22 protein-coding genes and 1 other RNA gene are annotated in these 22,367 nt (G+C 39.5%); 18 read left to right on the top strand and 5 right to left on the bottom strand.

Annotated features, from left to right (window positions below; translation table 11 throughout):
• Nucleotides 1-83 precede the first annotated feature (83 nt).
• The 4 genes from thiD to ACQRBH_RS10080 all read left to right on the top strand — a co-directional run bounded on the left by thiD (nt 84) and on the right by ACQRBH_RS10080 (nt 3,199).
• On the top strand, nt 84-899 hold the full coding sequence (gene thiD, locus ACQRBH_RS10095; protein WP_427761529.1) for a bifunctional hydroxymethylpyrimidine kinase/phosphomethylpyrimidine kinase: 816 nt from the start codon (nt 84-86) through the stop codon (nt 897-899).
• A 1-nt stretch (nt 900) separates the two neighbouring features.
• The gene (gene cytX, locus ACQRBH_RS10090) at nt 901-2,079 is read left to right on the top strand and encodes a putative hydroxymethylpyrimidine transporter CytX (RefSeq protein ID WP_235233348.1); all 1,179 of its coding nucleotides are present in this window, start codon (nt 901-903) and stop codon (nt 2,077-2,079) included.
• 99 nt (nt 2,080-2,178) lie between these two features.
• Nucleotides 2,179-2,499 (top strand): MGMT family protein, encoded by a 321-nt coding sequence (locus ACQRBH_RS10085; RefSeq protein ID WP_427744332.1) that lies wholly within the window; start codon nt 2,179-2,181, stop codon nt 2,497-2,499.
• 106 nt (nt 2,500-2,605) lie between these two features.
• Complete coding sequence (locus tag ACQRBH_RS10080; RefSeq protein WP_427761528.1) at nt 2,606-3,199, top strand: DUF3841 domain-containing protein; 594 nt, start codon at nt 2,606-2,608, stop codon at nt 3,197-3,199.
• Here ACQRBH_RS10080 and ACQRBH_RS10075 read toward each other — a convergent pair.
• Both ACQRBH_RS10075 and ACQRBH_RS10070 read right to left on the bottom strand, forming a co-directional pair.
• Entirely contained in the window at nt 3,196-4,254 is a 1,059-nt protein-coding gene (locus ACQRBH_RS10075; protein WP_427761527.1) for an acyltransferase family protein, read from the bottom strand. The two genes, ACQRBH_RS10080 and ACQRBH_RS10075, sit on opposite strands and share 4 nt — an antisense overlap.
• A 150-nt stretch (nt 4,255-4,404) precedes the next feature.
• Entirely contained in the window at nt 4,405-5,496 is a 1,092-nt protein-coding gene (locus ACQRBH_RS10070; protein WP_427761526.1) for a hypothetical protein, read from the bottom strand.
• Between the two features lie 166 nt (nt 5,497-5,662).
• On the opposite strand from ACQRBH_RS10070, the gene ACQRBH_RS10065 reads away from it, so the two are divergent.
• From ACQRBH_RS10065 to glmM, 6 genes are all read left to right on the top strand, one after another.
• Nucleotides 5,663-6,376: an IMP cyclohydrolase gene (locus ACQRBH_RS10065; RefSeq protein WP_235233355.1), complete on the top strand. Its 714-nt coding sequence runs from the start codon at nt 5,663-5,665 to the stop codon at nt 6,374-6,376.
• 10 nt (nt 6,377-6,386) lie between these two features.
• On the top strand, nt 6,387-7,565 hold the full coding sequence (locus tag ACQRBH_RS10060; protein ID WP_427744326.1) for a phosphoribosylaminoimidazolecarboxamide formyltransferase: 1,179 nt from the start codon (nt 6,387-6,389) through the stop codon (nt 7,563-7,565).
• 213 nt (nt 7,566-7,778) lie between these two features.
• Nucleotides 7,779-8,357: a manganese efflux pump MntP family protein gene (locus tag ACQRBH_RS10055; protein ID WP_427761525.1), complete on the top strand. Its 579-nt coding sequence runs from the start codon at nt 7,779-7,781 to the stop codon at nt 8,355-8,357.
• Between the two features lie 52 nt (nt 8,358-8,409).
• Nucleotides 8,410-9,813 (top strand): radical SAM protein, encoded by a 1,404-nt coding sequence (locus tag ACQRBH_RS10050; protein ID WP_427744323.1) that lies wholly within the window; start codon nt 8,410-8,412, stop codon nt 9,811-9,813.
• Nucleotides 9,814-9,901: 88 nt separating this feature from the next.
• Nucleotides 9,902-10,483, top strand: a complete 582-nt coding sequence (locus ACQRBH_RS10045; RefSeq protein ID WP_427744322.1) for a TetR family transcriptional regulator — start codon at nt 9,902-9,904, stop codon at nt 10,481-10,483.
• 172 nt (nt 10,484-10,655) lie between these two features.
• Nucleotides 10,656-12,002: a phosphoglucosamine mutase gene (glmM, locus tag ACQRBH_RS10040; RefSeq protein WP_427744321.1), complete on the top strand. Its 1,347-nt coding sequence runs from the start codon at nt 10,656-10,658 to the stop codon at nt 12,000-12,002.
• A gap of 27 nt (nt 12,003-12,029) precedes the next feature.
• On the opposite strand, the gene ACQRBH_RS10035 is transcribed toward glmM, so the two are convergent.
• Nucleotides 12,030-12,872, bottom strand: a complete 843-nt coding sequence (locus ACQRBH_RS10035; RefSeq protein ID WP_235233370.1) for a YitT family protein — start codon at nt 12,870-12,872, stop codon at nt 12,030-12,032.
• A gap of 137 nt (nt 12,873-13,009) precedes the next feature.
• Between ACQRBH_RS10035 and ACQRBH_RS10030 the strand changes: the two genes are divergently transcribed.
• The 7 genes from ACQRBH_RS10030 to ACQRBH_RS10000 all read left to right on the top strand — a co-directional run bounded on the left by ACQRBH_RS10030 (nt 13,010) and on the right by ACQRBH_RS10000 (nt 19,435).
• Entirely contained in the window at nt 13,010-14,125 is a 1,116-nt protein-coding gene (locus ACQRBH_RS10030) for a 4-hydroxybutyrate dehydrogenase (RefSeq protein WP_235233371.1), read from the top strand.
• A 73-nt stretch (nt 14,126-14,198) separates the two neighbouring features.
• Nucleotides 14,199-15,494: a phosphopyruvate hydratase gene (gene eno / locus ACQRBH_RS10025; protein WP_347376067.1), complete on the top strand. Its 1,296-nt coding sequence runs from the start codon at nt 14,199-14,201 to the stop codon at nt 15,492-15,494.
• A gap of 138 nt (nt 15,495-15,632) precedes the next feature.
• Nucleotides 15,633-15,875: a preprotein translocase subunit SecG gene (secG, locus tag ACQRBH_RS10020; protein WP_235233375.1), complete on the top strand. Its 243-nt coding sequence runs from the start codon at nt 15,633-15,635 to the stop codon at nt 15,873-15,875.
• Between the two features lie 122 nt (nt 15,876-15,997).
• A complete protein-coding gene (gene rnr / locus ACQRBH_RS10015) occupies nt 15,998-18,157 on the top strand; it encodes a ribonuclease R (RefSeq protein ID WP_427744319.1) in 2,160 nt (719 codons plus the stop codon).
• Nucleotides 18,138-18,605, top strand: coding sequence for an SsrA-binding protein SmpB (gene smpB / locus ACQRBH_RS10010; RefSeq protein ID WP_235233378.1), 468 nt, complete (start codon nt 18,138-18,140; stop codon nt 18,603-18,605). Before rnr ends, smpB begins: the two co-directional genes overlap by 20 nt.
• An 18-nt stretch (nt 18,606-18,623) precedes the next feature.
• Nucleotides 18,624-18,863, top strand: coding sequence for a hypothetical protein (locus tag ACQRBH_RS10005; protein ID WP_235233380.1), 240 nt, complete (start codon nt 18,624-18,626; stop codon nt 18,861-18,863).
• A 26-nt stretch (nt 18,864-18,889) separates the two neighbouring features.
• On the top strand, nt 18,890-19,435 hold the full coding sequence (locus ACQRBH_RS10000; protein WP_235233381.1) for a DUF4870 domain-containing protein: 546 nt from the start codon (nt 18,890-18,892) through the stop codon (nt 19,433-19,435).
• A 134-nt stretch (nt 19,436-19,569) separates the two neighbouring features.
• Here ACQRBH_RS10000 and ACQRBH_RS09995 read toward each other — a convergent pair whose 3' ends face one another.
• Nucleotides 19,570-19,992, bottom strand: coding sequence for an Hsp20/alpha crystallin family protein (locus ACQRBH_RS09995; protein ID WP_235233382.1), 423 nt, complete (start codon nt 19,990-19,992; stop codon nt 19,570-19,572).
• Between the two features lie 325 nt (nt 19,993-20,317).
• Nucleotides 20,318-21,709 (bottom strand): citrate/2-methylcitrate synthase, encoded by a 1,392-nt coding sequence (locus ACQRBH_RS09990; protein WP_427744317.1) that lies wholly within the window; start codon nt 21,707-21,709, stop codon nt 20,318-20,320.
• A 275-nt stretch (nt 21,710-21,984) separates the two neighbouring features.
• Between ACQRBH_RS09990 and ssrA the strand changes: the two genes are divergently transcribed.
• Nucleotides 21,985-22,333, top strand: a transfer-messenger RNA (tmRNA) gene (gene ssrA / locus ACQRBH_RS09985).
• Nucleotides 22,334-22,367 lie beyond the last annotated feature (34 nt).

Below are 22,367 nucleotides of genomic sequence, written 5' to 3'. Positions count from 1 at the left end.
TTACTTCAGCGGCAAATTGGGGGCACCACCTTATGTCGCTATAAAAAATTAATGCTATCAAAAGAAGAAAGGAAGAATGAGAGATGAGAACAGCATTAACAATCGCTGGCAGTGATTCCAGCGGAGGCGCCGGTATTCAGGCGGATATTAAGACAATGATCAGTAACGGCGTATACGCTATGAGCGCAATTACAGCTTTAACAGCGCAGAATACAACTGGCGTGACCGGAATTATGGAGGTGACTCCTGAATTTTTAGCAGAGCAGTTAGATAATATATTTACCGATATCTATCCCAATGCAGTGAAGATCGGCATGGTATCAGCGAGCCCATTGATTACGACGATTGCTGACAAATTAAAAGAATATAAGGCTGAGAATATAGTGGTGGATCCGGTCATGGTCGCGACCAGTGGCGCAAAACTAATTAGTGATGATGCAATTGCTACATTAAAAGAATGTTTGCTGCCGATGGCGTGCGTTCTGACTCCGAATATCCCGGAAGCAGAGGTTCTGTCCGGTATGTCCGTGAGATCAGAAGAAGATATGATTGAGGCAGCCAAAGTGATCAGTGAGACTTATCATTGTGCAGTGTTGTGTAAAGGCGGTCATCAGCTGAATGATGCTAATGACCTGTTATATCGCGACGGCGCTTATAAATGGTTCTATGGCAAACGAATTGACAATCCGAATACCCATGGTACCGGATGTACACTTTCCAGTGCAATTGCTTCGAACCTTGTAAAAGGATTCGATCTGGATACTTCGGTGGAACGTGCCAAAGCATATATTTCCGGGGCACTTGGAGCAATGCTCGACCTTGGCAAAGGCAGCGGTCCAATGAACCACGCATTTAATCTGACCGGAGAATATGCAAAAACTGCGGAGGAGGTACGATAGTATGGAAGAAAAACGTACTTCTATCTTTGAAAATGGAATGATCTGGTTTGGTGCAGGTGTTTCCATTGCAGAGATTCTGACAGGTACTTATCTGGCGCCGCTTGGATTTGGACGAGGTCTGGCAGCGATTATCGTCGGACATATCATCGGATGTCTCATGTTATTCTTGGCCGGAGTAATCGGCGGAAAAGCCAGAAAGAGTGCTATGGAAACAGTGAAAATGAGCTTTGGACAGAAAGGAAGTCTTTTGTTCTCTGTGTTAAATGTGCTTCAGCTTGTGGGATGGACCGCAATTATGATATATGATGGAGCCCTGGCGGCAGACGGGATTATGAGTACCGGCAGATGGATCTGGTGTCTGATTATCGGAGCATTGATTGTGCTCTGGATCATGATTGGAATTACCAATCTTGGCAAGGTAAATGTGATTGCCATGACAGCATTATTTATCCTGACACTGATCTTATGCAAAGTCATCTTCTTTGACAGCGGTGCTGTAGGCATGGCGGCAGATGAAAGTATGACATTCGGAGCTGCTGTAGAATTGTCGGTAGCAATGCCGTTATCCTGGCTTCCGCTGATCAGTGATTATACCAGAGAAGCGAAAGAACCAGTCAAAGCAACAGCAGCCAGTGCCATTGTGTATGGAATTGTAAGTTGTTGGATGTATGTCATTGGAATGGGTGCGGCAATCTATACCGGAGAATATGACATTGCACAGATTATGCTGAAGGCAGGACTTGGCGCAGCAGGACTTCTGATCATTATCTTTTCCACAGTTACTACAACATTTCTGGATGCGTATTCTGCCGGAATTTCCAGTGAGTCCATTGTATCAAAATGGAATGGAAAGCATGTGGCAGTTGCCGTGACGGTTATCGGAACGGCTGCAGCAATCGTATATCCGATGGATAATATTACTGATTTCTTGTATCTGATTGGTTCTGTATTTGCGCCGATGATTGCCATTCAGATTGCAGATTTCTTTATTTTGAGGAAAGATCATAGCGTGAGCATGGTAAATGTACCGAATATGGCAGTGTGGGTCATTGGTTTTCTTGCATATCGAGTTCTCATGAATGTTGATATGATAGTGGGAAATACACTGCCGGATATGATCATTACGATCATCCTTTGCCTGATTGTAAACAAGATTATAAATTCTGTTTCTAAATCATAGATTTTTATTGCCCGACCATGATATTTGTAGAACATGATGAGGTATTTCAGGAGAAGACTGCAACGAAGATAATCAAGTTGTGAGAGATGGTATGTAGAGATGGAGAATCAGAACACATTTGAAAAAATCTATGATATTGTCCGTCAGATTCCCAGGGGAACAGTGGCTTCTTACGGACAGATTGCGGAATTGGCAGGAAATCGCCGCTGGTCCCGAGTAGTGGGATATGCTTTACACGCGGTCCCTATAGAGAGTGATATTCCCTGTCACCGCGTTGTGACAAAGGAAGGGAGAACTTCCAGGGCATTTGGAGGAACCGATGGAAGCCTCCAAAAAGAACTCCTGGAGGCTGAAGGGGTAGAATTCATTGATGGGCATGTGGATATGAAGAACTATCAGTGGACAAAGAGAAGAGTTTGAAGGGTGATGAACAAGAAGTTACAGTAGCGATCGCAAGGTTTGGCTTGACAAAAAAGGAAGAAATAGTAAGAATAAAATTATAATTCACAGGAAGAGAGGTTCATGTATGGGGCAGGAGATGATTAGACTTTATACCCGGCAGAATGATAAGACGTTATATCAATTGGAAAGGGATGGAAGAATCATTAATCAAAGAGTGTATGTAGAGATGCATTTTGGGGATATCGCACCACTTTTTATGGAGAGTTATGACTGGTTTACGAAAGAAGCGGCAAAAAGAGTGCCCAAGCCGGATGATGTACAGGCACCAATCTGGTGCTCTATCAGTGAAGAGAACTGTCTGAGACCGATTCCTGGAACGGTGGTTTATATTCTGGAGGTTCCTAAAGAGCAGGTAATGTATTTTGACGATGTGAAATGGGATTATGTGCTGAATCGTATCTATCTTCCGAAGGATGAGGAAGATGCGGCTGCTTATAAGCAGCATCTGAAAGATCTTGGAGTTGCGAATGGGTTTGAGTTCATTGAAGGCAGATATAAAGGAATGTATCCGGAAGAAGAACAGCGGATAAGAGAAAGTTGGAAGAGATGTTTTGAGATTGATAATTGGACTATTTTTAACGTGTGTGGCAATCTCTGGGAGATTCGAAAAGAATGGGTAAAAAAGATTGTCAGGCCAGGAGAAACAATCGCAGATTAGTGGGCTAATCTGCGATTGCTGTATCTATACACATGTTCCGGTAATATAATATTGTAATCGGTTAGATGTGCCATAAAATCCCTCAGATGCAAGTTGGAAACTGTATTGGTAAAAGTAGTCAACTGTGAGGAAGATAAAGCTATCGTTAGTAAGATACAAAAAAGAATCAGTAAAATAGATTCAAAAAGTGTGTTTACATTTTGCAGGATGTTAGTGCATCCTTTCAAATAAGAATAAATTAATCCGTGGAACAAATAAACTGCCATGGTGCGTGTGCCAATATAAGAATATTGATTTTTCTTTTCAGATATTAAAAGTGCAATTGCAAAAGTCATTCCAAATCCAATTGCGTAACAAATCATTCGACAGAGAATTCCTTCTAGGGAACCCTGTCCAAGATAATTGTAATTGTATCTTCCGTAAAAAATCTTTGGTGACAGATTCTTGTGCAATGGTTCTAGTATTAGAAAAGAGGTAAAAGCAATAATACCAGTCAATGCCAGAAACTGGTTCTTACGGTTACGAAGTTTTGTTAGAATATCGCGGTCGAATAAAGTCCCAGCCAGGAAAAAAGGGAAGAAAACCAGAACTCTTGGAATGCTTAAAAAATTATCTGGAATGCTGGAACATCCGATAAGAAGCCCGGCTGCAACAGAAAGCATCATGTAGTGTGGAAGCTTCTTAACATAAGGAGTGAGCAGGCGCCAGATAAAGAGAGCCAGAATATACCACAAAGAGAATTTTGGGTACATTAGATAAAGTCTGGTTGATTTATGGATAATTATAATATACAAAAGATAATAAATTAGTTCATATACAATGTAAGGAATTACCAGTTTGCGAAATAGCGTTTTAAAAGAGAGTTCTCTTTTGGAAAAGTATCCTGATATAAAGATAAAAGCTGGCATGTGAAAGGATACAATCAGCCATTTTAATGTATATAAAAATGAGTTATATTCATAGCTTTGTTCAATAAAATGTCCGATAACGACTAATACAATTAAAAAAACTTTATAATTATCGAACAGATAATCTCGTTGTTTTGTTGTTTTCATATTTAGTCCCCTGTTCATGAATTTTTAAAATGTCGTTTTTAACTTCATACATTTTAACTCAGGCAAAAGCAGGGGACAAGAAGTAAAGTATATAAAAAAATTCAAAAAATATTTACAAATTTGTTACATTTTATTAGGCAGATCAGAATTTTACTCTGGTAAAGGAAGTATTGTAGCTGCCAGATTGGATAATTCAGAATCATCATTTCCTGCATTTAGTAAGGAGTTCATATTAATTGGAACATTTAAGACGGTTTCTGTACCATAATCAGGCGATACACTATATTTTTCCATTGCCTGTACAAGACCCAAAGAAGCTTCGTCAATGGAATAATAGGTCCCTTGTTCGAATTCCTGAAAAGCGTTGAGCAGACTATTGTTTGGAATTACGGTAACATCCACTGTGTAGCTGTAGATTCCAGATTCTTTTTGAGGAATGCCTACGGTGTATTGACATTGATTCATAATTCCTTTTAAAGCTTCCTGATATCTGGACACATATGCAAAACTTAAGTCTGAAGGAGGATCAAAAACATCTGATTCATACCATGCGAGAGTCTCTTCTTCTGTACGGCCAGTATGTTTGGCAAATTGTACCACATCGCCTTTAAAAGAAGCGTCAAGATAAGCAGTAAGAAAATCCTGCGCATCAAATAATTCACAGACAATGTTGTATGGTTCCATATATCCATAGAGCGCCTGAGACAAAAATGTAAACATACTGTCTTCATCAATGGAATATCCGTCAGCATTTTGGGTCAGCTTTACGGTGGATATAATCTCATCATTATAAACTGGAGAATCAGCAAGTATCTTACAGTCCTCTTTTAATACAGAAGAAACTGCCTCTGTAAGACTGGAACTTTCCAGAGAAGAGATCAGCTCAGTATTTTTGGAACTTAATGTTTCTCCAATATTGACAGGAGTATAAGTAATCTGGACAGAATAGCTTCCGTCACCATTTTCTTTGGCTTTGGCCACTTCAAACTGGATTGTCTGAAAAGAGGATTGCAGGAATTCGAAATAAGGTTCTTTTAACTCTTCAGGGAACTGTAATACATAGTTTTCGTTACTTTTTGCAATCCCATCATCCAGAAGGGAAGCAAAACTTTCGGGGGCAGAATTTTTCATAGTGGTGATCTGTTTGCCAACATATTGATCAGCTGTATATTTACTTTTACATCCTGGAAGCAGTATGGCCAATAGAATGCAAAAAAGAATAGATAATTTTGAATTTCTCATAAAAATATTCCTCCATTTTAGAATTGTCTGACTATAGATATTGTATCATTATAATTTAAGCGCTTCAATAGAAGGGCTAAGAAGTTTGAAATATGACTGGAAAAAAGGTCGTATATTATATATAATAGAATAACAGTTCAAAACCAACGAAAAAGGAGATGTATTCATGGAAATGTTATCAATCGAGAAAGAATTACAGGGAAATTCTTATCCTGGACGTGGAATTATCATTGGAAGAAGTGCAGACGGAACTAAGGCTGTGACTGCTTATTTTATTATGGGAAGAAGTGAGAATAGCCGTAACCGTATTTTTGTTGAAGAAGGAGAGGGAATCCGCACACAAGCGTTTGATCCGTCAAAACTTACCGATCCAAGTCTGATTATCTATGCACCTGTTCGTGTGCTTGGCAATAAGACGATCGTAACGAATGGAGATCAGACGGATACGATCTATGAAGGTATGGATAAGCAGATGACATTTGAGCAGTCATTGAGAAGCCGTGAGTTTGAACCGGACGGACCGAATTACACACCAAGAATTTCAGGTATCATGCATATTGAAAAGGGTAACTATAATTATGCGATGTCCATTTTAAAGAGTAATAATGGTAATCCAGACAGCTGTAATCGTTATACATTTGCATATGAGAATCCAGCAGCAGGAGAAGGTCATTTCATCCATACATACAAGTGCGATGGCAACCCATTGCCAAGTTTTGAAGGAGAACCGAAGCTGATTGCAATTCCAGATGATATGAATGCATTTACAGAGATGTTGTGGAACAGCTTAAATGAAGATAATAAAGTTTCCCTTTTTGTGCGTTATATTGATATCGCAACAGGAACTTACGAGACAAAGATTGTAAATAAGAACCAGTAAGGAGGATAACATGAAAGAATTAGAGTTAAAGTATGGCTGTAATCCGAATCAGAAGCCGTCAAAGATTTATATGGCAGATGGAAGTGACCTTCCAATTCAGGTGTTGAACGGGCGCCCGGGTTATATTAATTTTTTAGATGCATTCAACGGCTGGCAATTGGTCAGTGAATTGAAAAAAGCGACTGGACTTCCGGCAGCAACGTCTTTTAAGCACGTATCACCAGCAGGGGCGGCGGTTGGACTTCCTCTTTCAGATACATTGGCAAAAATTTACTGGGTAGATGATCTCGGAGAATTATCTCCTCTGGCATCTGCATATGCAAGGGCAAGAGGTGCAGACCGTATGTCTTCATTTGGCGATTTTATTTCTCTGTCAGATGTCTGTGATGTAGATACTGCAAGACTGATTAAAAGAGAAGTGTCTGATGGTGTGATCGCGCCTGGTTATGAACCGGAAGCATTGGAGATCCTGAAGCAGAAAAAGAATGGAAATTACAATGTGATTCAGATCGATCCAGATTATGAACCGGAACCGTTGGAACACAAAGATGTATTTGGAATTACATTTCAGCAGGGAAGAAATGAACTGAAGATTGATGATGCATTTTTCGCAAATATCGTAACAGAGAATAAAGAGCTGACTGAGCAGGCTAAGATTGATCTGGCGATTTCTATGATTACATTGAAATATACACAGTCTAATTCTGTATGTTATGTAAAAGATGGACAGGCAATCGGTATCGGAGCAGGACAGCAATCCAGAATTCATTGTACTCGTCTGGCAGGCCAGAAAGCAGATAACTGGTGGTTAAGACAGTCTCCACAGGTTATGAATCTTCCATTTGTTGATTCTATCAGACGTGCTGACAGAGATAACGCTATTGATCTGTATATCGGAGAAGATTATATGGATGTACTTGCAGATGATGCATGGCCGAATATCTTCAAAGAGAAACCAGAAGTATTTACAAGAGAAGCCAAGAGAGAATGGTTAGATAAGATGACAGACGTTTCTCTTGGATCTGATGCGTTCTTCCCATTTGGGGATAACATTGAGCGTGCGCATAAAAGTGGTGTGAAATATATTGCACAGCCAGGCGGCTCTGTGAGGGACGATAATGTTATTGATACATGTAATAAATATGGAATGGTGATGTCATTTACCGGACTTCGTCTGTTCCATCATTAAAAAAATAAAAATGGGGACGTAGTATTTTTGCAAAATACTACGTCCCCATTTTCATTTTACGGTGTACCCAAATGAAAAGAGGGGTGTACCTTTTTGATATGTTTTCGCTACAAATCTTCAAAATTGTAGCATTCTTAAAACGTTCTCAATTCTTTGTAGATTCAATTTTTCGACATTTCCCGATAAAATATCATCTAAAGGAAGGTGATGCGAATGTCCGTTGTAGAGATTTTGTTGGTCTCAGTGGGACTGTCTATTGATGCATTTGTGGCAGTTGCCTATATCGGTGAGGGATTTTCCAAGATTCAAATAAAAAATATGGTGGGGTTATGTTTTTTATTTGGAGGGATGCAGCTTGGAACGTTATTGATTGGCAATCTGATTACATTGCTTCCGATGTTCTCGTGGGCGCATGCGCAAGATATGGCTGACAGTTGGGAGGGACTTACGGTTCTGATCTTTGCAGGACTCGGCATATACATGATCTGTAAGGGCATAAAACGGGAGAATGTACTGGAAAGGCGTCAGGATACTATTGACTGGAAGACAACAACGATTATGTCAGCACTTACCAGTATAGATGCTTTTTTTGCAGGAGTTGGATTGGGATTTTTGGATACAGAGATGATTTGTCAGGCACTTACATTATTTCCGGTAACTGTATTAGAAGTAATATTCGGAATTATTGTTGGTTATCGGTTGGGATTAAAGCATAATCGTCATGCTTACTGGATCGGAGGTGCTTTGTTATTAATTTCTAGTGTAGATGTATTGCTGCATTATTATGTTTGATTTGATGTTTTATATCATTTTGATGGAAGAATAGAGGAGGAATTTATTTATTATGGGTACATTAACACACAAAGCTGCAAGAAGTGCTTATGGAGCTGCTATTGATCTGGCTTTAAAGCATGTTAACAAAGACAGAGAAAAAGGGTTGTTGCAGATTGTAGATCTGACAGAACGGTATATGGGAGATAATTTTTCGATGGAGAGTTATGAGGCAGCTCGCCGATTGATTCGCAATCCAGAGAATAAGTGGATGAAGTATGTTGATCGGGCCTTGGATGAACTTGATCCTCATGTAATTCGGCAGACTGCACTGAATCTGGGGTATGAAGCAGCATTTCATGGGACGAAAACGATTCGTGAGATGAGAAAGAAATATGATTGCAATATCCCATGGTTGATCTTAATGGATCCAACCAGCGCCTGCAATCTTCACTGTACTGGCTGCTGGGCGGCAGAATATGGGAATAAGTTAAATCTTACATACGACGAGCTTGATAGTGTTATTACACAGGGGAAAGAATTAGGAATCTATTTCTATATGTATACAGGTGGGGAACCTTTGATCAGAAAAAATGACATTATAAAGCTGTGTGAGAAACATAACGATTGCGCATTTCATGCATTTACCAATGCGACACTGGTAGATGATGCGTTTTGCGAAGAGATGAAGAGAGTTGGAAACCTGTCTTTATCCATCAGTCTGGAAGGATTTGAAGAAGTGAATGATCTGAGACGTGGCGCAGGAGTATATGATAAAGTTATGCATGCGATGGATTTGTTGAAAAAGCATGGACAGATCTTCGGAACATCTATCTGCTATACAAGCAAAAATATAGAAACCGTAACTTCCGACGAATTTTTAGATTTGATTATTGAAAAGGGTTGTCGTTTTACCTGGTATTTTCATTATATGCCGGTAGGAAATGAAGCAGCAGTTGAGTTACTTCCTACAAAAGAACAGCGAGAATACATGTACCATAGAGTTCGGGAAATCCGTTCGATGGAGGGTGGAAAACCAATATATGCTATGGATTTCCAGAACGATGGAGAATTTGTTGGAGGATGTATTGCCGGTGGAAGAAATTATTGCCACATCAATCCGAATGGTGACGTAGAACCGTGTGTTTTTATCCATTACTCAGGGGCTAATATCAGAAAGGTATCTTTATTGGATGCTTTAAAACAGCCATTGTTCATGGCATACCGAGATAACCAGCCATTTAATAACAATCATCTGAGACCGTGTCCAATGCTTGAGAATCCGGAGATATTGCAAAGGATGGTAAAAGAAACAGGGGCAAAATCAACAGATCTACAATCACCGGAATCTGCAGAACACCTTTGTGGAAAATGTCTGGAATATGCACAGAACTGGAAAGAATCTGCAGACAGAATATGGGAAGAACATCCATATCATAGAGAAGGATACCAGAATTATAAATCTGGAAATAAGTAAAAACATCAAATCTTCTCCAGAGAAGTTCACTTGCTTCCAAGAGATGTAATGTGCTACAATATCCAATAATAAAAATTAAGGTGATAAAATGGAACGTAAGAGCGAGATGACAAAAGCTTTGCTTGGTGAAAAATTTAAAAAATTAGTTATCGAAAAGTCTTTTGAAAAGATAACGATTAAGATGATCACCGATGAAGCCGGCGTTATCAGGCCAACATTTTATAATTATTTTCAGGATAAATATGAAGTAATGGAATGGCTTCTCTGGGAAGATGTATTCAAAAGTGTGACGGAGCTCGTTAATATGGATATGGACAAAGAAGCTCTGAAAATGCTTTTTCGAAAATTTGAGATAGACAAAGAGTATTATGAAAAAGTGTTTACTATAAGTGGACAGAACTCTTTTGAAGAGATGTTATATAATCAGATTTATGATCTGGCAAAAAGAATGTTGGCAGAGCATCCGGTAAAAATCGAAGACCGTTCCCAGATTATAAATGAAGAAATATTTGCAAAATTTCAGGCAATCACATTGATGAATGGAATTAAAAGCTGGATACTATACTCTGGAAATCAGATATCAGCGGATGATGCTTTGAAATTCTATGAATTTCTTATGACACATTCGTTACTTGATATTGTGGAAGATGGAGAAAAAGTGATCAAATAGGTACACCACATTTTTAAAATAGGGACGTAGTAAAATGCAATTTTACTACGTCCCTATTTTAAAAATGTGGTTGTATCTTATATCAAAAAACTATATAATAATAAAGATATATGTGATGATTGTGCAAAAAAAATGGTAAATAAGCCAAAATTCATAAAGGAGAAGATTTATTATGGGTAAATATTTTGGAACGGATGGGTTCCGTGGGGAAGCAAATGAGGTCTTGACGGTTGAACATGCATTTAAGGTGGGAAGATTTCTTGGATGGTATTATGGTCAGGATCATAAAGCAAAGGTAGTGATTGGTAAGGATACAAGAAGAAGCAGTTATATGTTTGAGTATGCGCTTGTTGCAGGTATCACAGCGTCTGGTGCTAATGCATATTTATTGCATGTAACTACAACACCAAGTGTATCATACGTGACGAGGACTGATAATTTTGACTGTGGTATTATGATTTCTGCAAGTCATAATCCGTTTTATGATAATGGAATTAAGGTTATTAATGGAAAGGGACACAAGCTGGAAGCTGAAGTGGAAGAGAAGATTGAGGCATACATTGACGGTGAGATAGGGGAACTTCCGTTGGCTAAGAAGGAAGATATTGGCCGTACCGTTGATTATGCAGCCGGAAGAAATCGTTATATCGGATATCTGATATCTCTGGCAACACGTTCTTTTGAGGATATGAAGGTTGGTCTGGATTGTTCTAACGGAAGCGCATTTGCCATTGCAAAGAGTGTCTATGATGCATTGGGGGCTAAGACATATGTGATTAACTGTGAACCGGATGGAACGAACATTAATACCAATTGTGGTTCTACGCATATTGAAGTATTGCAGCAGCATGTGAAAGACAATCATCTGGATGTTGGATTTGCGTATGACGGAGATGCGGACAGATGTATCGCGGTCGATGAAAATGGAAATGTCATTGACGGAGACCTGATCCTGTATATTTGTGGAAAATATATGAAAGAAAATGGGCGTCTGAACGGCGATACGATTGTGACTACGATCATGTCTAATCTGGGCTTATATAAAGCTTGTGATAAAGTTGGATTAAAATATGAAAAAACGGCTGTCGGCGATAAATATGTATATGAAAATATGGTTCGTAATAATTTCTCACTTGGTGGAGAACAGTCTGGACATATTATCTTTAGTAAGCATGCGACAACAGGAGATGGAATCCTGACATCTCTTATGCTCATGGAAGTAATGCTGGAGAAAAAGCAAAGCCTGGCAAAACTTGCAGAAGAAGTTAAGATATATCCTCAGTTATTGAAAAATGTCCGTGTGGCTGATAAGAAGACTGCCAGAGAGAATCCTGCAGTGATTGATGCTGTCAACGCAGTGTCAGAAGCTTTAGGTGACGATGGACGTATTCTGGTAAGAGAAAGTGGTACAGAGCCTGTGATTCGTGTTATGGTTGAGGCGGCTACAGATGAGTTATGTGAGAAATATGTAGACCAGGTGATTGAAGTGATTAAAGCAGAAGGCCTGATTGTTGAATAAAGTTTTCTGAATACAAAGGGTTCCACTCTAGATTGAGTGGAACCCTTTTCCTATGATCTCACTGGTATTTGATATCAATAAAAATGCATCTGGAGAATTCTCCTTGATAAAATTACGAAGTTTTATAGCTTCCATCCGGTTTAATGCCGTGAGCAAAATGTATTTATCTTCGCCGGAAAATGCACCTTGAGCCAATACAATAGTTGCACTTCGGTTAAGATCATCTCTGATAAAATCACAGATTGGTTTCGGATTGGAACAGACAACGTTAAAATACTTGGAAAGATTCAGACTTTCGATAAAACCATCAATCATAAAAGAACGAAGTGCCAATCCCAGGAAAGAATATAATCCTGTCTCTATATCGAAGACAAAACATCCAGCTAATGTAACGATAAAATCAGTAGCAAGCAATGCTTTTCCGATATCCATGCTGGTGTATTTCTTCATAATCATAGCAACAATATCCGTTCCACCGCTGGAAGCACCAATGTTGAATAATACTGCAGAGCCAATAGAAGGAAGTGCGATTGCAAATGCAAGTTCCAAGATTGGCTGATCAGTTAATGGATGGGACATAGGATAGATGCGTTCTAATGCCGATAAAGTTACAGATAATAAAATACTGCTATATGCTGTTTTAGCTGCAAACTTTTTCCCCAGGATAATAAAGCCAATCAGCAATAGAATCATGTTGGCGATAAAAGAAAAATCACCGGCAGAAATTGGGCATAATCTGGCGACTAAGACTGCGAGACCTGTAATACCGCCAAAAGTAAAGTTGTTGGCAAATTTAAAGAAATAGATGCCAACTGCCATAACCAGTGTACTCAGAGTTAATAAAACAAAGTTTTTCAGTTGTGATTTCATAATACATTCCCCAATTATATTATTTTTTAAAGGATCACCCTTGATACCACACCGATTGTAACGCTCAGGTATAGAAAAGTCAATGAAAGAATGCTATATTATACCTAGAAATCATAATAGGAAATGAGGAGAGAAGATTGAAAGTTTTTCAACAAAAATCAAAAATTCAAAAATTTGCAGATGCGGAAGAATTTGTGAGGGAATATCAGATTGGAAAGGGTGATTTTGTTCTGGCAAGTCGGCATATATATGAGACTTATTTTGCTCCATTAAAGATTGAAGCACATGTGGAGTATAAGAGTAAATATGGAGCCGGAGAACCGACAGATGTTATGATAGATGGTCTTCTTCAAGATTTTGCAAGGACTGAGTGTACACGAATTGTTGCAATTGGCGGCGGTGCAGTCATAGATATGGCAAAGATCTTGGTTTTAGGTGGGAATTATAGAGCAGAAGAGATATTTCAGCGCAAAGTACCGCTTCAAAAAGTTCGCCCATTGATTGCAGTTCCAACAACCTGTGGAGCAGGATCGGAAGTGTCCAATGTATCGATTACGGAATTAACCAGCCTGCATACGAAGCTGGGCTTGGCGGTTGATGAGATTTACGCAGATGATGCAGTGCTGATACCGGAACTTTTAAGAGAATTGCCATATCCATTTTTTGCAACCAGTGCGATTGATGCATTTATTCATGCGATTGAATCTTATGTGTCTCCGAAAGCAAACTTATATACAGAAATGTTCAGTATGAAAGCCATGGAGATGATTATAGATGGATTTCGTAAAATTGTTGAAAATGGACCGGAATATCGATGGAATCTTCTGGATGAATTCCTGACAGCAAGTAATCTGGCTGGAATTGCATTTGGAAATGCCGGTACCGGAGCAGTACATGCCATGTCTTATCCATTAAGTGGTGTATATCATGTGACACACGGCGAAGCAAATTACCAGTTCTTAACAGCCGTATTTGCAGTGTATCAGGAGCTGAAACCAGAAGGAAAGATCCAGGGACTGAATCATTTCTTGGGCAAGCTTTTGGATTGTGAGGAAAGACAGGTCTATACAGAATTAGAAAAACTTCTGGATAAAATTATTTCCAGAAAGCAGTTACATGAATATGGCATGACAGAGGATGAAATCGAAAGCTTTGCCAAGAGTGTTGAAGCAAGTCAGCAGCGTCTGTTGAATCAGAGTTATGTAAAGCTGTCTTGGCAGCAGATGGCAGAAATATACAAAAAATTGTACTAATTATATGAAGGAAATCCCGCATTATAAATCCGGAATTGGCAAATAATATTTCCCAAAAAGGAGGAAATGTCTCATGTATAAATATTTGCCAATTACGGATGTATACGCAAGAGAAATATTAGATTCTCGTGGAAATCCTACGATAGAAGTAGAAGTACTTGCGGAAGATGAGTATTGGGGATGTGCCAGTGTTCCTTCTGGCGCTTCGACCGGACAGTTTGAGGCTGTAGAATTAAGAGATCGTGAGGATAGATACGGAGGACTTGGTGTTGAACGTGCAGTGGATCATGTGAATGCACGGATTGCTCCTGAAATTATAGGAATGAATGTATTAGATCAGGCAGCTATCGATACAATCCTTATTCAATTAGACGGAACGGAAAATAAGTCGAATCTGGGGGCCAATGCTATGCTTGGAGTGTCCATGGCAGTTGCAAGGGCAGCGGCATCTGCACTGCGTCAGCCATTATATGCGTATCTTGGAGGGACGAATGCCAAACGGATGCCGGTTCCGATGATGAACATTATGAATGGAGGAAAACATGCCGATAACACGATTGATATTCAGGAGTTCATGATTATGCCCGCCGGTGCAGTCTGTTTTCGGGAAGGCCTTCGAATGTGTGCAGAAATCTATCATACATTAAAAAAGTTGTTGAAAGAACAAGGCTACAGCACTGCAGTCGGAGACGAAGGTGGATTTGCACCGAATCTTCCAGATGCCAGAGAAGCGTTGCACTTTATTACAGATGCAATCAAAAGATCCGGATATAGACCAGGAGAAGAAGTTGTAATTGCACTTGATGTAGCTGCTTCAGAATTATATGACAAAAGCTTTAAAAAATATGTATTCGAAGGCGAAGGAAAGATGAAGAACAAAAAGATTGTTCGTTCGGTTGAAGAACTTATCGATTTTTACGCAGACCTGGCAGAAGAATTTCCCATTGTATCTATTGAAGATCCATTGGATGAAGAAGATTGGGAAGGGTGGGAATTACTGACGACAAGACTCGGGTTAGACCTTCAGTTAGTCGGTGATGACCTCTTTGTCACCAATACCCATCGCTTGAAAAAAGGAATTAAACGAGAAGTAGCCAATGCGATTCTCATAAAAGTCAACCAGATTGGTACTCTGACAGAAGCTTTTGACGCAATTGAAATGGCAAAAAACGCCGGATACAAGACTATCATATCCCATCGCTCCGGCGAGACAGCAGATCCAATGATCGCAGATATCGCAGTAGCATTTAATGCAGGACAGATTAAGACAGGAGCTCCGTGCAGATCCGAACGAGTAGAAAAATATAATCAATTATTGCGGATCGAAGAACGGCTTGGCGATGTCGCCGAGTATGAAAATCCATTTTAGTGTCAAAAAGGTACACCACATTTTTCAATTGGGGACGTAGTAAAATTTAATTTTACTACGTCCCCAATTGAATTTTCCTTGCCATTTTGTCTTCCTTATGCTAGAATAAGTATGGTTTATCCGCAGGAGGTGTAGAAAGTGGAGATTTTAAAAACGGTATTAATGATTATATTTGCAATAGACTGTATCGCATTGACGGCAATCGTATTAATGCAGGAAGGTAAATCAGCTGGGCTTGGAACAATCAGTGGTATGGCAGATTCTTATTGGGGTCAGAACAAAGGTCGTTCTATGGAAGGTGCGCTGGTGAAGTCTACGAAGTTCCTTGCGATCCTGTTTGTTGTATTGGCAGCAGTGTTGAATTTAAAAGTATTTGCATAAGATAAGGCATATTTTTATGAGAATGGTGGGACACTCCTGTATGGGAGTGTCTCTTTGTGTATATTTGATGAAAGTGACATCGTTTCTTGTGGAAATATTCTTAAATGGAGGACTTGTAAGAGATGGACAAGACATTTGAAAAGCGAAAAAAGGTAATCTATGATTTGATTTGTGATGATTTATATGTGCCTATGAAGTTCAAAGAACTTGCAATGCTTCTGCAGGTTTCCAAAGATCAGAGAGATGCCCTGCGGGAGGTATTGGAATCTTTGGAGGAGGATGGAAAAATCTATCTTTCTAAGAAGGGCAAATATTGCAAAGGAGAGGCGAAACGTCTGACTGGAATCTATCGCGCGAGCCTGAAAGGATTTGGATTTGTTGTAATTGAAGGTGAGGATTCAGATATATATATTGATGAGGAACATGTAAATGGTGCATTTGATGGCGATGAGGTAGAAGTCGTAATTACAAAGGAGCCACAGGGAAGAAGCCGGGAGGGTAAGATTGTAAGGGTTGTATCCAGAGGCTTGACAAAGATTGTCGGACTGTATCAGATGAAGGCGAACAAGAATTATGGATTTGTGATACCAGATAATCAGAGATTCGCGCAGGATATCTTCATCCCGGTTGAAAAATCAAAAGGTGCAGTGGATGGTCATAAAGTAGTAGTGGAATTGACTTCATATGGTGAACAAGGACGCAAGCCTGAAGGAAAAGTAATAGAGATTATAGGACATGTCAATGATCCGGGAACAGACATTATGTCTATTGTAAAAGGGTATGATCTGCCGGTAGAATTTTCAGAAAAAATTTTAAATCAGGCTGAGCGTGTGGCAAAGGACGTTAGCGAGGCTGATATGGATGGCCGTAAGGATATCCGGGACTGGCAGATGGTGACGATTGACGGAGAAGATGCGAAAGATCTGGATGATGCTGTCTCGATTGAACGTGATGGTGACAATTATATCCTGGGGGTTCATATTGCAGATGTGTCGAATTATGTACAGGAAAATAGTGCGATTGACCGGGAGGCTTTGGAACGTGGAACGAGCGTATATCTTGTGGATCGTGTCATTCCTATGCTTCCACATAAGCTTTCGAATGGAATCTGTTCGCTGAATGCTGGAGAAGATCGTCTGGCGCTTAGCTGCATCATGACAGTGAACCCGAAGGGGCTTGTAATCGATCATGAGATTGCAGAGACGGTTATCCATGTCGATGAAAGAATGACTTACACAAGTGTCAAAAAGATTCTTGTAGACAGAGATGCAAAAGAATGCGAACGGTATCGTACTTTGATTCCCATGTTTGAATTGATGAAGGAATTGTCAGGAATTCTCCGGGAACGCAGAAAACAAAGAGGATCTATTGACTTTGATTTCCCAGAGACAAAGATGGTATTAGATGAAAATGGAAGACCAGTTGAGATAAAGCCATATGACCGCAATGTGGCGACAAAGATTATTGAAGACTTCATGCTGCTTGCAAATGAGACTGTCGCCGAAGATTATTATTGGCAGGAACTTCCTTTTGTGTATCGTACACATGAAGCACCGGATGAAGAGAAGATTCGTGCTTTGGCAATATTTATTAATAATTTCGGCTATTCAATGCATGTTGGTGTAAATGAAATCAGACCGAAAGAAATTCAAAAGTTGCTTGCAAAAGTAGAAGATACACCAGAGGAGGCGTTGATCAGCCGTCTGGCACTCCGTTCTATGAAGCAGGCCAAATATACACCGGAGAACACCGGACATTTTGGACTGGCAGCTAATTATTATACTCATTTTACCTCTCCGATTCGCCGATATCCGGATCTGCAGATTCATAGAATCATTAAGGATAATCTGCGGGGAAGGATGAATGAGAAGAAGATGGAACATTATCATCAGATCCTTCCTGACGTGACAAAGCATTCCAGCGAGATGGAGAGAAGAGCAGATGAGGCGGAGAGAGAGACGGTTAAATTAAAGAAAGTGGAATATATGCAACAGCATATCGGTGAGATCTTTGAAGGAGTCATATCCAGTATTACAAAATGGGGAATGTATGTGGAACTTCCGAATACTGTAGAAGGTCTGGTGCATGTGGCGAATATGACAGATGATCATTATGAATATTTCGAAGATCGTCATGAAATGGCAGGTGTGCATACGCATAAGGCATATAAATTAGGACAGCAGGTGACCGTTCGGGTGATTGATACGGACAGACTGCTCCGAACGATAGATTTTGAATTAGCAGATGAAGGAGATATGGAAGATGGCGAAGACGAATGGTAAGATGATAGCTAACAACAAAAAGGCATATCATGATTATTTTATATTAGATACTTATGAAGCCGGCATTTCTCTGCACGGCACAGAGGTGAAGTCCTTACGTATGGGGAAATGCAGTATTAAGGAATCATTTATCCGAATTGAAGATGGTGAAGTCTTTATCTATGGTATGCACATCAGTCCTTATGAAAAAGGAAATATATTTAATAAAGATCCATTGCGTGTCCGAAAACTTCTTCTTCATAAGTCAGAGATTAATAAATTGCTCGGAAAGACAAAAGAAAAAGGGGTAGCAATCGTACCGCTAAAGGTGTATTTTAAAGGTAGTTTAGTGAAAATAGAGATTGGTCTTGCCAAAGGTAAGAAATTATATGATAAACGCCAGGACATTGCAAAAAAAGACCAGCAAAGAGAAGCACAGCGGGATTTTAAAGTGCGTAACTTTGGATAGCAAAGCAAGGAGGGAAACATGGTACCAATAAAAAAAGAAGATTTAAGAAAACTGGTGACACAGACGACGGTAGAAATGTATGAAGAATTAACGCCACAGTTAATTCAGCTGATCGATCAGACGAAGCATGATGATACATTGACAGAAGCGCAGAAACAAGATGAGATATCTTTACATATGTTGGGTTATGTAAAATCCTGTACAAATGAGATTATTATTGAAGTTCTGGCGGAGATACTGGGACTGGAAGATGAATAATTCACAGGAAAGAGAGGAAAATTAGAATGGCATATTGTGTAAAATGTGGTGCGAAGGTGGATGATGACATCCGATTCTGTCCGCAGTGTGGGGCAGAGATCCCTCGGCAGACAAGCCAGGAACAACAGTATACATATGGTCAGCAGACGGGCCAGGAACAACAGTATACATATGGTCAGCAGACAGATCAAAAACAACAGTATACATATGATACGGAAGAGTATTTTGATCCGCAGGAAGTACGCGGAAATAAAGGGATGGGTATACTCTCCTATTTTGGAATCCTGGTATTAATCCCATTGTTAGCCGGAGATAAGCGTTCGCAGTATGTAAGATTCCATGCAAACCAAGGACTGGTTTTATTCCTTGTTTCGTCTATTATAGATCTTTTAGATGGAGATTGGGTGTGGGGATTGCATTCTGTCATCAACTTTGGAGAAAGCATCTTTTCGTGGGCATTTGATATCTTAAGTTTTGCATGCTTTATCCTGATGATTATGGGCATTGTTGCTGCATGTAAAGGACAGAAAAAAGAATTACCTTTGATAGGAAAGATTAAAATATTAAAATGATTTTATATAAATGAAGCAGTTGTCAGGTTGACAACTGCTTCATTTATATATGAGATTTATAAGATAGGATCATCTATATAAGAAAGGGAATAATTCCCTGACAACGTGGGACCTGGTCCCTTTATAATTAAAGATTACTCAATGGTAATCAATTTTGGCTGTTCTTCCTGTCTCTGTACTTCCTTCGGGAATGTCAGATGAAGGACCCCGTCTTTGAATGCGGCTTTAATGTCTTCTTGGCTGATCTCGTCACCTACATAGAAGCTTCTGTTGCAAGTGCCGGTGTAGCGTTCTTTGTGGATGCATTTTCCTTTTGCATCTTTTTCTTCTTTTGTCTCATTTTTATGAGCTGTAATGGTAAGGTAACCATCCTTTAAATCAGCTTTGATGTCCTCTTTAGCATATCCTGGAAGTTCCATTGCGATCATGTAGTTCCCGTCTTTTTCATGAATATCTGTCTTCATGATCTGTGTAGAAGTACGGTCATATGAAGTGGTGAAAAATGGATCATTAAACATGTCATCAATTAAATTAAATCCTCTGTTTGTAAGTAACATAAGTCATTCCTCCTTAAATATATGCCTGACCGGTGAAAAGATATCCGTTTTGGTTTTATACGAAATCACCGGTGGTATTTTGCTTTGTTTTATTTGTTATAGTTATTATATAACACATATTGTTAGCAGTGTCAATAGGTGAGTGCTAACTTTTTTATAATTTTTAAATTTATGATACCAAGGACAAAAGATCTAAACCCATATGAGCTTGCTCATAGGTGGGGCGTTTGATCCCCAACATCATTTTATTTGAGATTTCAATAAAAAAGAGAGCAGAAAATCTGCTCTCGTTGTAATATCTTATGTTGAATAATAATTCTATTCTTTAATTCCGTTCTTCAAGCGGAGTGAAATCTTCATGTGTTCCCACATATTTATAAGCAGGACGAATAATCTTGCCGGCGTTGATTAATTCTTCTAAACGATGAGCACTCCAACCGGGCATACGTGCAATTGCAAAGATTGGGGTAAATAATTCCTGTGGAATGCCTAGCATAGTATAGACAAAACCGCTGTAAAAGTCTACGTTGGCGCAGACATTTTTGAACAGTTTGCGGTGTTCCATGATTAGCTGTCCGGCCAGGCGTTCTACCAGTTCGTAAAGTGCAAATTCTTCCATTAATCCCTTTTCCTCGGCAAGTGCTTTGGCGAATTTCTTCAAAATGACTTCACGAGGATCGGAGAGTGTATAAACAGCATGCCCCATACCATAGATTAGCCCAGAGTGATCAAATGCTTCTTTATTAAGAATCTTTTGCAAATATATGGCTACTTCTTCTTCGTTGGTCCAGTCATTGATATGAGCTTTGATGTCGGCAAACATATTCTGGACTTTTAGATTGGCTCCACCATGACGAGGTCCTTTTAATGAACCGATAGATGCAGCGACCGAAGAATAAGTGTCTGTACCAGAGGAAGTGACAACATGGGTTGTGAAAGTAGAATTGTTACCACCGCCGTGTTCGGCATGAAGAATCAAAGCGATATCCAATACTTTGGCTTCCAGCTCGGTATATTGACTATCCGGACGTAACATTAGCAGAATGTTCTCGGCCAGAGACAGCCCTTTCTGTGGATTGCGGATCAGTAAAGTCTCGTCCTTACGGAAATGTCGATATGAATGATAAGAATAAACAGCAATCAGAGGAAGCTTGGCAATTAGTTCCAGAGACTGGCGAAGTACATTTCCAGGAGTGATACTTTCTGGATCAGAGTCATATGTATAGAGCGTAAGAATACAGCGCTGCATGGCGTTCATGATATTCTCGTTTGAAGCTTTCATGACAACATCACGGACAAATCGACCGCTTAAATTCTGTAATTCAAACATAACATCAAGAAACATAGAGAGCTCTGTTTTGCTGGGAAGTCTTCCAAACAAGAGAAGATAAATGGTTTCTTCGAATCCAAATTTGCGACCTTTCAGACTGTTTACAATATCATTTACATTAATTCCCTGATAGTATAATGCACCTTCAGCAGGAATCTGACGTCCATTGATGAGATTATAGGCACAGACATCAGAGACTTCCGTCAATCCTGTTAAGACACCCTTTCCGGCGGAATCACGCAGACCACGTTTGACATCATATTCAATATATAAGTTGGGGTCAATCCGGTGATTTTTCATCAATTCCTGTTCTAATTTTTCTATGTTCTGTTTTAAAATGTCTGTTTCGTGTAAGTCTTCAAGGTGCATCAATTCATTTTCAGCCATACTCATTCCTCCGCTTCTCCGAGATTTAAATGAAAAAACACCTATTACAATTTATCATCACGTCATCGTAATTGGTGTTCGTTATACATAGTATATTAAAATATTCTACACGAAAGAGGATGATAATACAAGAATTTTCTTGGGATTTCTTTGGCTTTGAAATTTTTTATTAGAAAAAAATGGCATTTATATGCTCTTGACAAACATAGTTTCGATTTCTATAATAAAATATATCTAACAAAAGATTCGTTTGCAGACCAGAGAGCATGAATTCAGGGCTTGTACTGGTTTCGACGGGGGTCTGGAAGTTGGAGAAGCCATCCGTAGCGGGACACTACGATAAAAGTTCCAATTAAATATAAACGCAGACGAAAATTTAGCGTACGCTGCCTAATATTGGCAGCAGTCGGTCTTAGGTCATCCGCTGCTTAAGTAACCGGCTTCAACAAGGCGGAGCACTTCGTTTCCAAAGCTTTGAGGAGATAGAAGAACTTATGAAGCTACTAAAGTCAGTAACCTGTCATTAGGTGACTGACGGAGGGAATGTCAGAATAATGACTGTGATGGGAGATGCTCTGGTGGATGGGCTTTCGGACGCGGGTTCAACTCCCGCCAGGTCCACTTCGGAAATGTCTGTTTGACAGGCATTTCTTTTTTG

Source organism: Bariatricus sp. SGI.161, assembly GCF_050313695.1.
Classification (GTDB): domain Bacteria; phylum Bacillota; class Clostridia; order Lachnospirales; family Lachnospiraceae; genus JAFBIX01.
This window is presented reverse-complemented; position numbering and strand designations above follow the sequence as displayed.

What these genes read in the sequence shown, in the direction of transcription:
- thiD (WP_427761529.1), top strand. Translation starts at nt 84, where the DNA reads ATGAGAACAGCATTAACAATCGCTGGCAGTGATTCCAGCGGAGGCGCC.
- cytX (WP_235233348.1), top strand. Translation starts at nt 901, where the DNA reads ATGGAAGAAAAACGTACTTCTATCTTTGAAAATGGAATGATCTGGTTT.
- ACQRBH_RS10085 (WP_427744332.1), top strand. Translation starts at nt 2,179, where the DNA reads ATGGAGAATCAGAACACATTTGAAAAAATCTATGATATTGTCCGTCAG.
- ACQRBH_RS10080 (WP_427761528.1), top strand. Translation starts at nt 2,606, where the DNA reads ATGGGGCAGGAGATGATTAGACTTTATACCCGGCAGAATGATAAGACG.
- ACQRBH_RS10075 (WP_427761527.1), bottom strand. Translation starts at nt 4,254, where the DNA reads ATGAAAACAACAAAACAACGAGATTATCTGTTCGATAATTATAAAGTT.
- ACQRBH_RS10070 (WP_427761526.1), bottom strand. Translation starts at nt 5,496, where the DNA reads ATGAGAAATTCAAAATTATCTATTCTTTTTTGCATTCTATTGGCCATA.
- ACQRBH_RS10065 (WP_235233355.1), top strand. Translation starts at nt 5,663, where the DNA reads ATGGAAATGTTATCAATCGAGAAAGAATTACAGGGAAATTCTTATCCT.
- ACQRBH_RS10060 (WP_427744326.1), top strand. Translation starts at nt 6,387, where the DNA reads ATGAAAGAATTAGAGTTAAAGTATGGCTGTAATCCGAATCAGAAGCCG.
- ACQRBH_RS10055 (WP_427761525.1), top strand. Translation starts at nt 7,779, where the DNA reads ATGTCCGTTGTAGAGATTTTGTTGGTCTCAGTGGGACTGTCTATTGAT.
- ACQRBH_RS10050 (WP_427744323.1), top strand. Translation starts at nt 8,410, where the DNA reads ATGGGTACATTAACACACAAAGCTGCAAGAAGTGCTTATGGAGCTGCT.
- ACQRBH_RS10045 (WP_427744322.1), top strand. Translation starts at nt 9,902, where the DNA reads ATGGAACGTAAGAGCGAGATGACAAAAGCTTTGCTTGGTGAAAAATTT.
- glmM (WP_427744321.1), top strand. Translation starts at nt 10,656, where the DNA reads ATGGGTAAATATTTTGGAACGGATGGGTTCCGTGGGGAAGCAAATGAG.
- ACQRBH_RS10035 (WP_235233370.1), bottom strand. Translation starts at nt 12,872, where the DNA reads ATGAAATCACAACTGAAAAACTTTGTTTTATTAACTCTGAGTACACTG.
- eno (WP_347376067.1), top strand. Translation starts at nt 14,199, where the DNA reads ATGTATAAATATTTGCCAATTACGGATGTATACGCAAGAGAAATATTA.
- rnr (WP_427744319.1), top strand. Translation starts at nt 15,998, where the DNA reads ATGGACAAGACATTTGAAAAGCGAAAAAAGGTAATCTATGATTTGATT.
- smpB (WP_235233378.1), top strand. Translation starts at nt 18,138, where the DNA reads ATGGCGAAGACGAATGGTAAGATGATAGCTAACAACAAAAAGGCATAT.
- ACQRBH_RS10005 (WP_235233380.1), top strand. Translation starts at nt 18,624, where the DNA reads ATGGTACCAATAAAAAAAGAAGATTTAAGAAAACTGGTGACACAGACG.
- ACQRBH_RS10000 (WP_235233381.1), top strand. Translation starts at nt 18,890, where the DNA reads ATGGCATATTGTGTAAAATGTGGTGCGAAGGTGGATGATGACATCCGA.
- ACQRBH_RS09995 (WP_235233382.1), bottom strand. Translation starts at nt 19,992, where the DNA reads ATGTTACTTACAAACAGAGGATTTAATTTAATTGATGACATGTTTAAT.
- ACQRBH_RS09990 (WP_427744317.1), bottom strand. Translation starts at nt 21,709, where the DNA reads ATGGCTGAAAATGAATTGATGCACCTTGAAGACTTACACGAAACAGAC.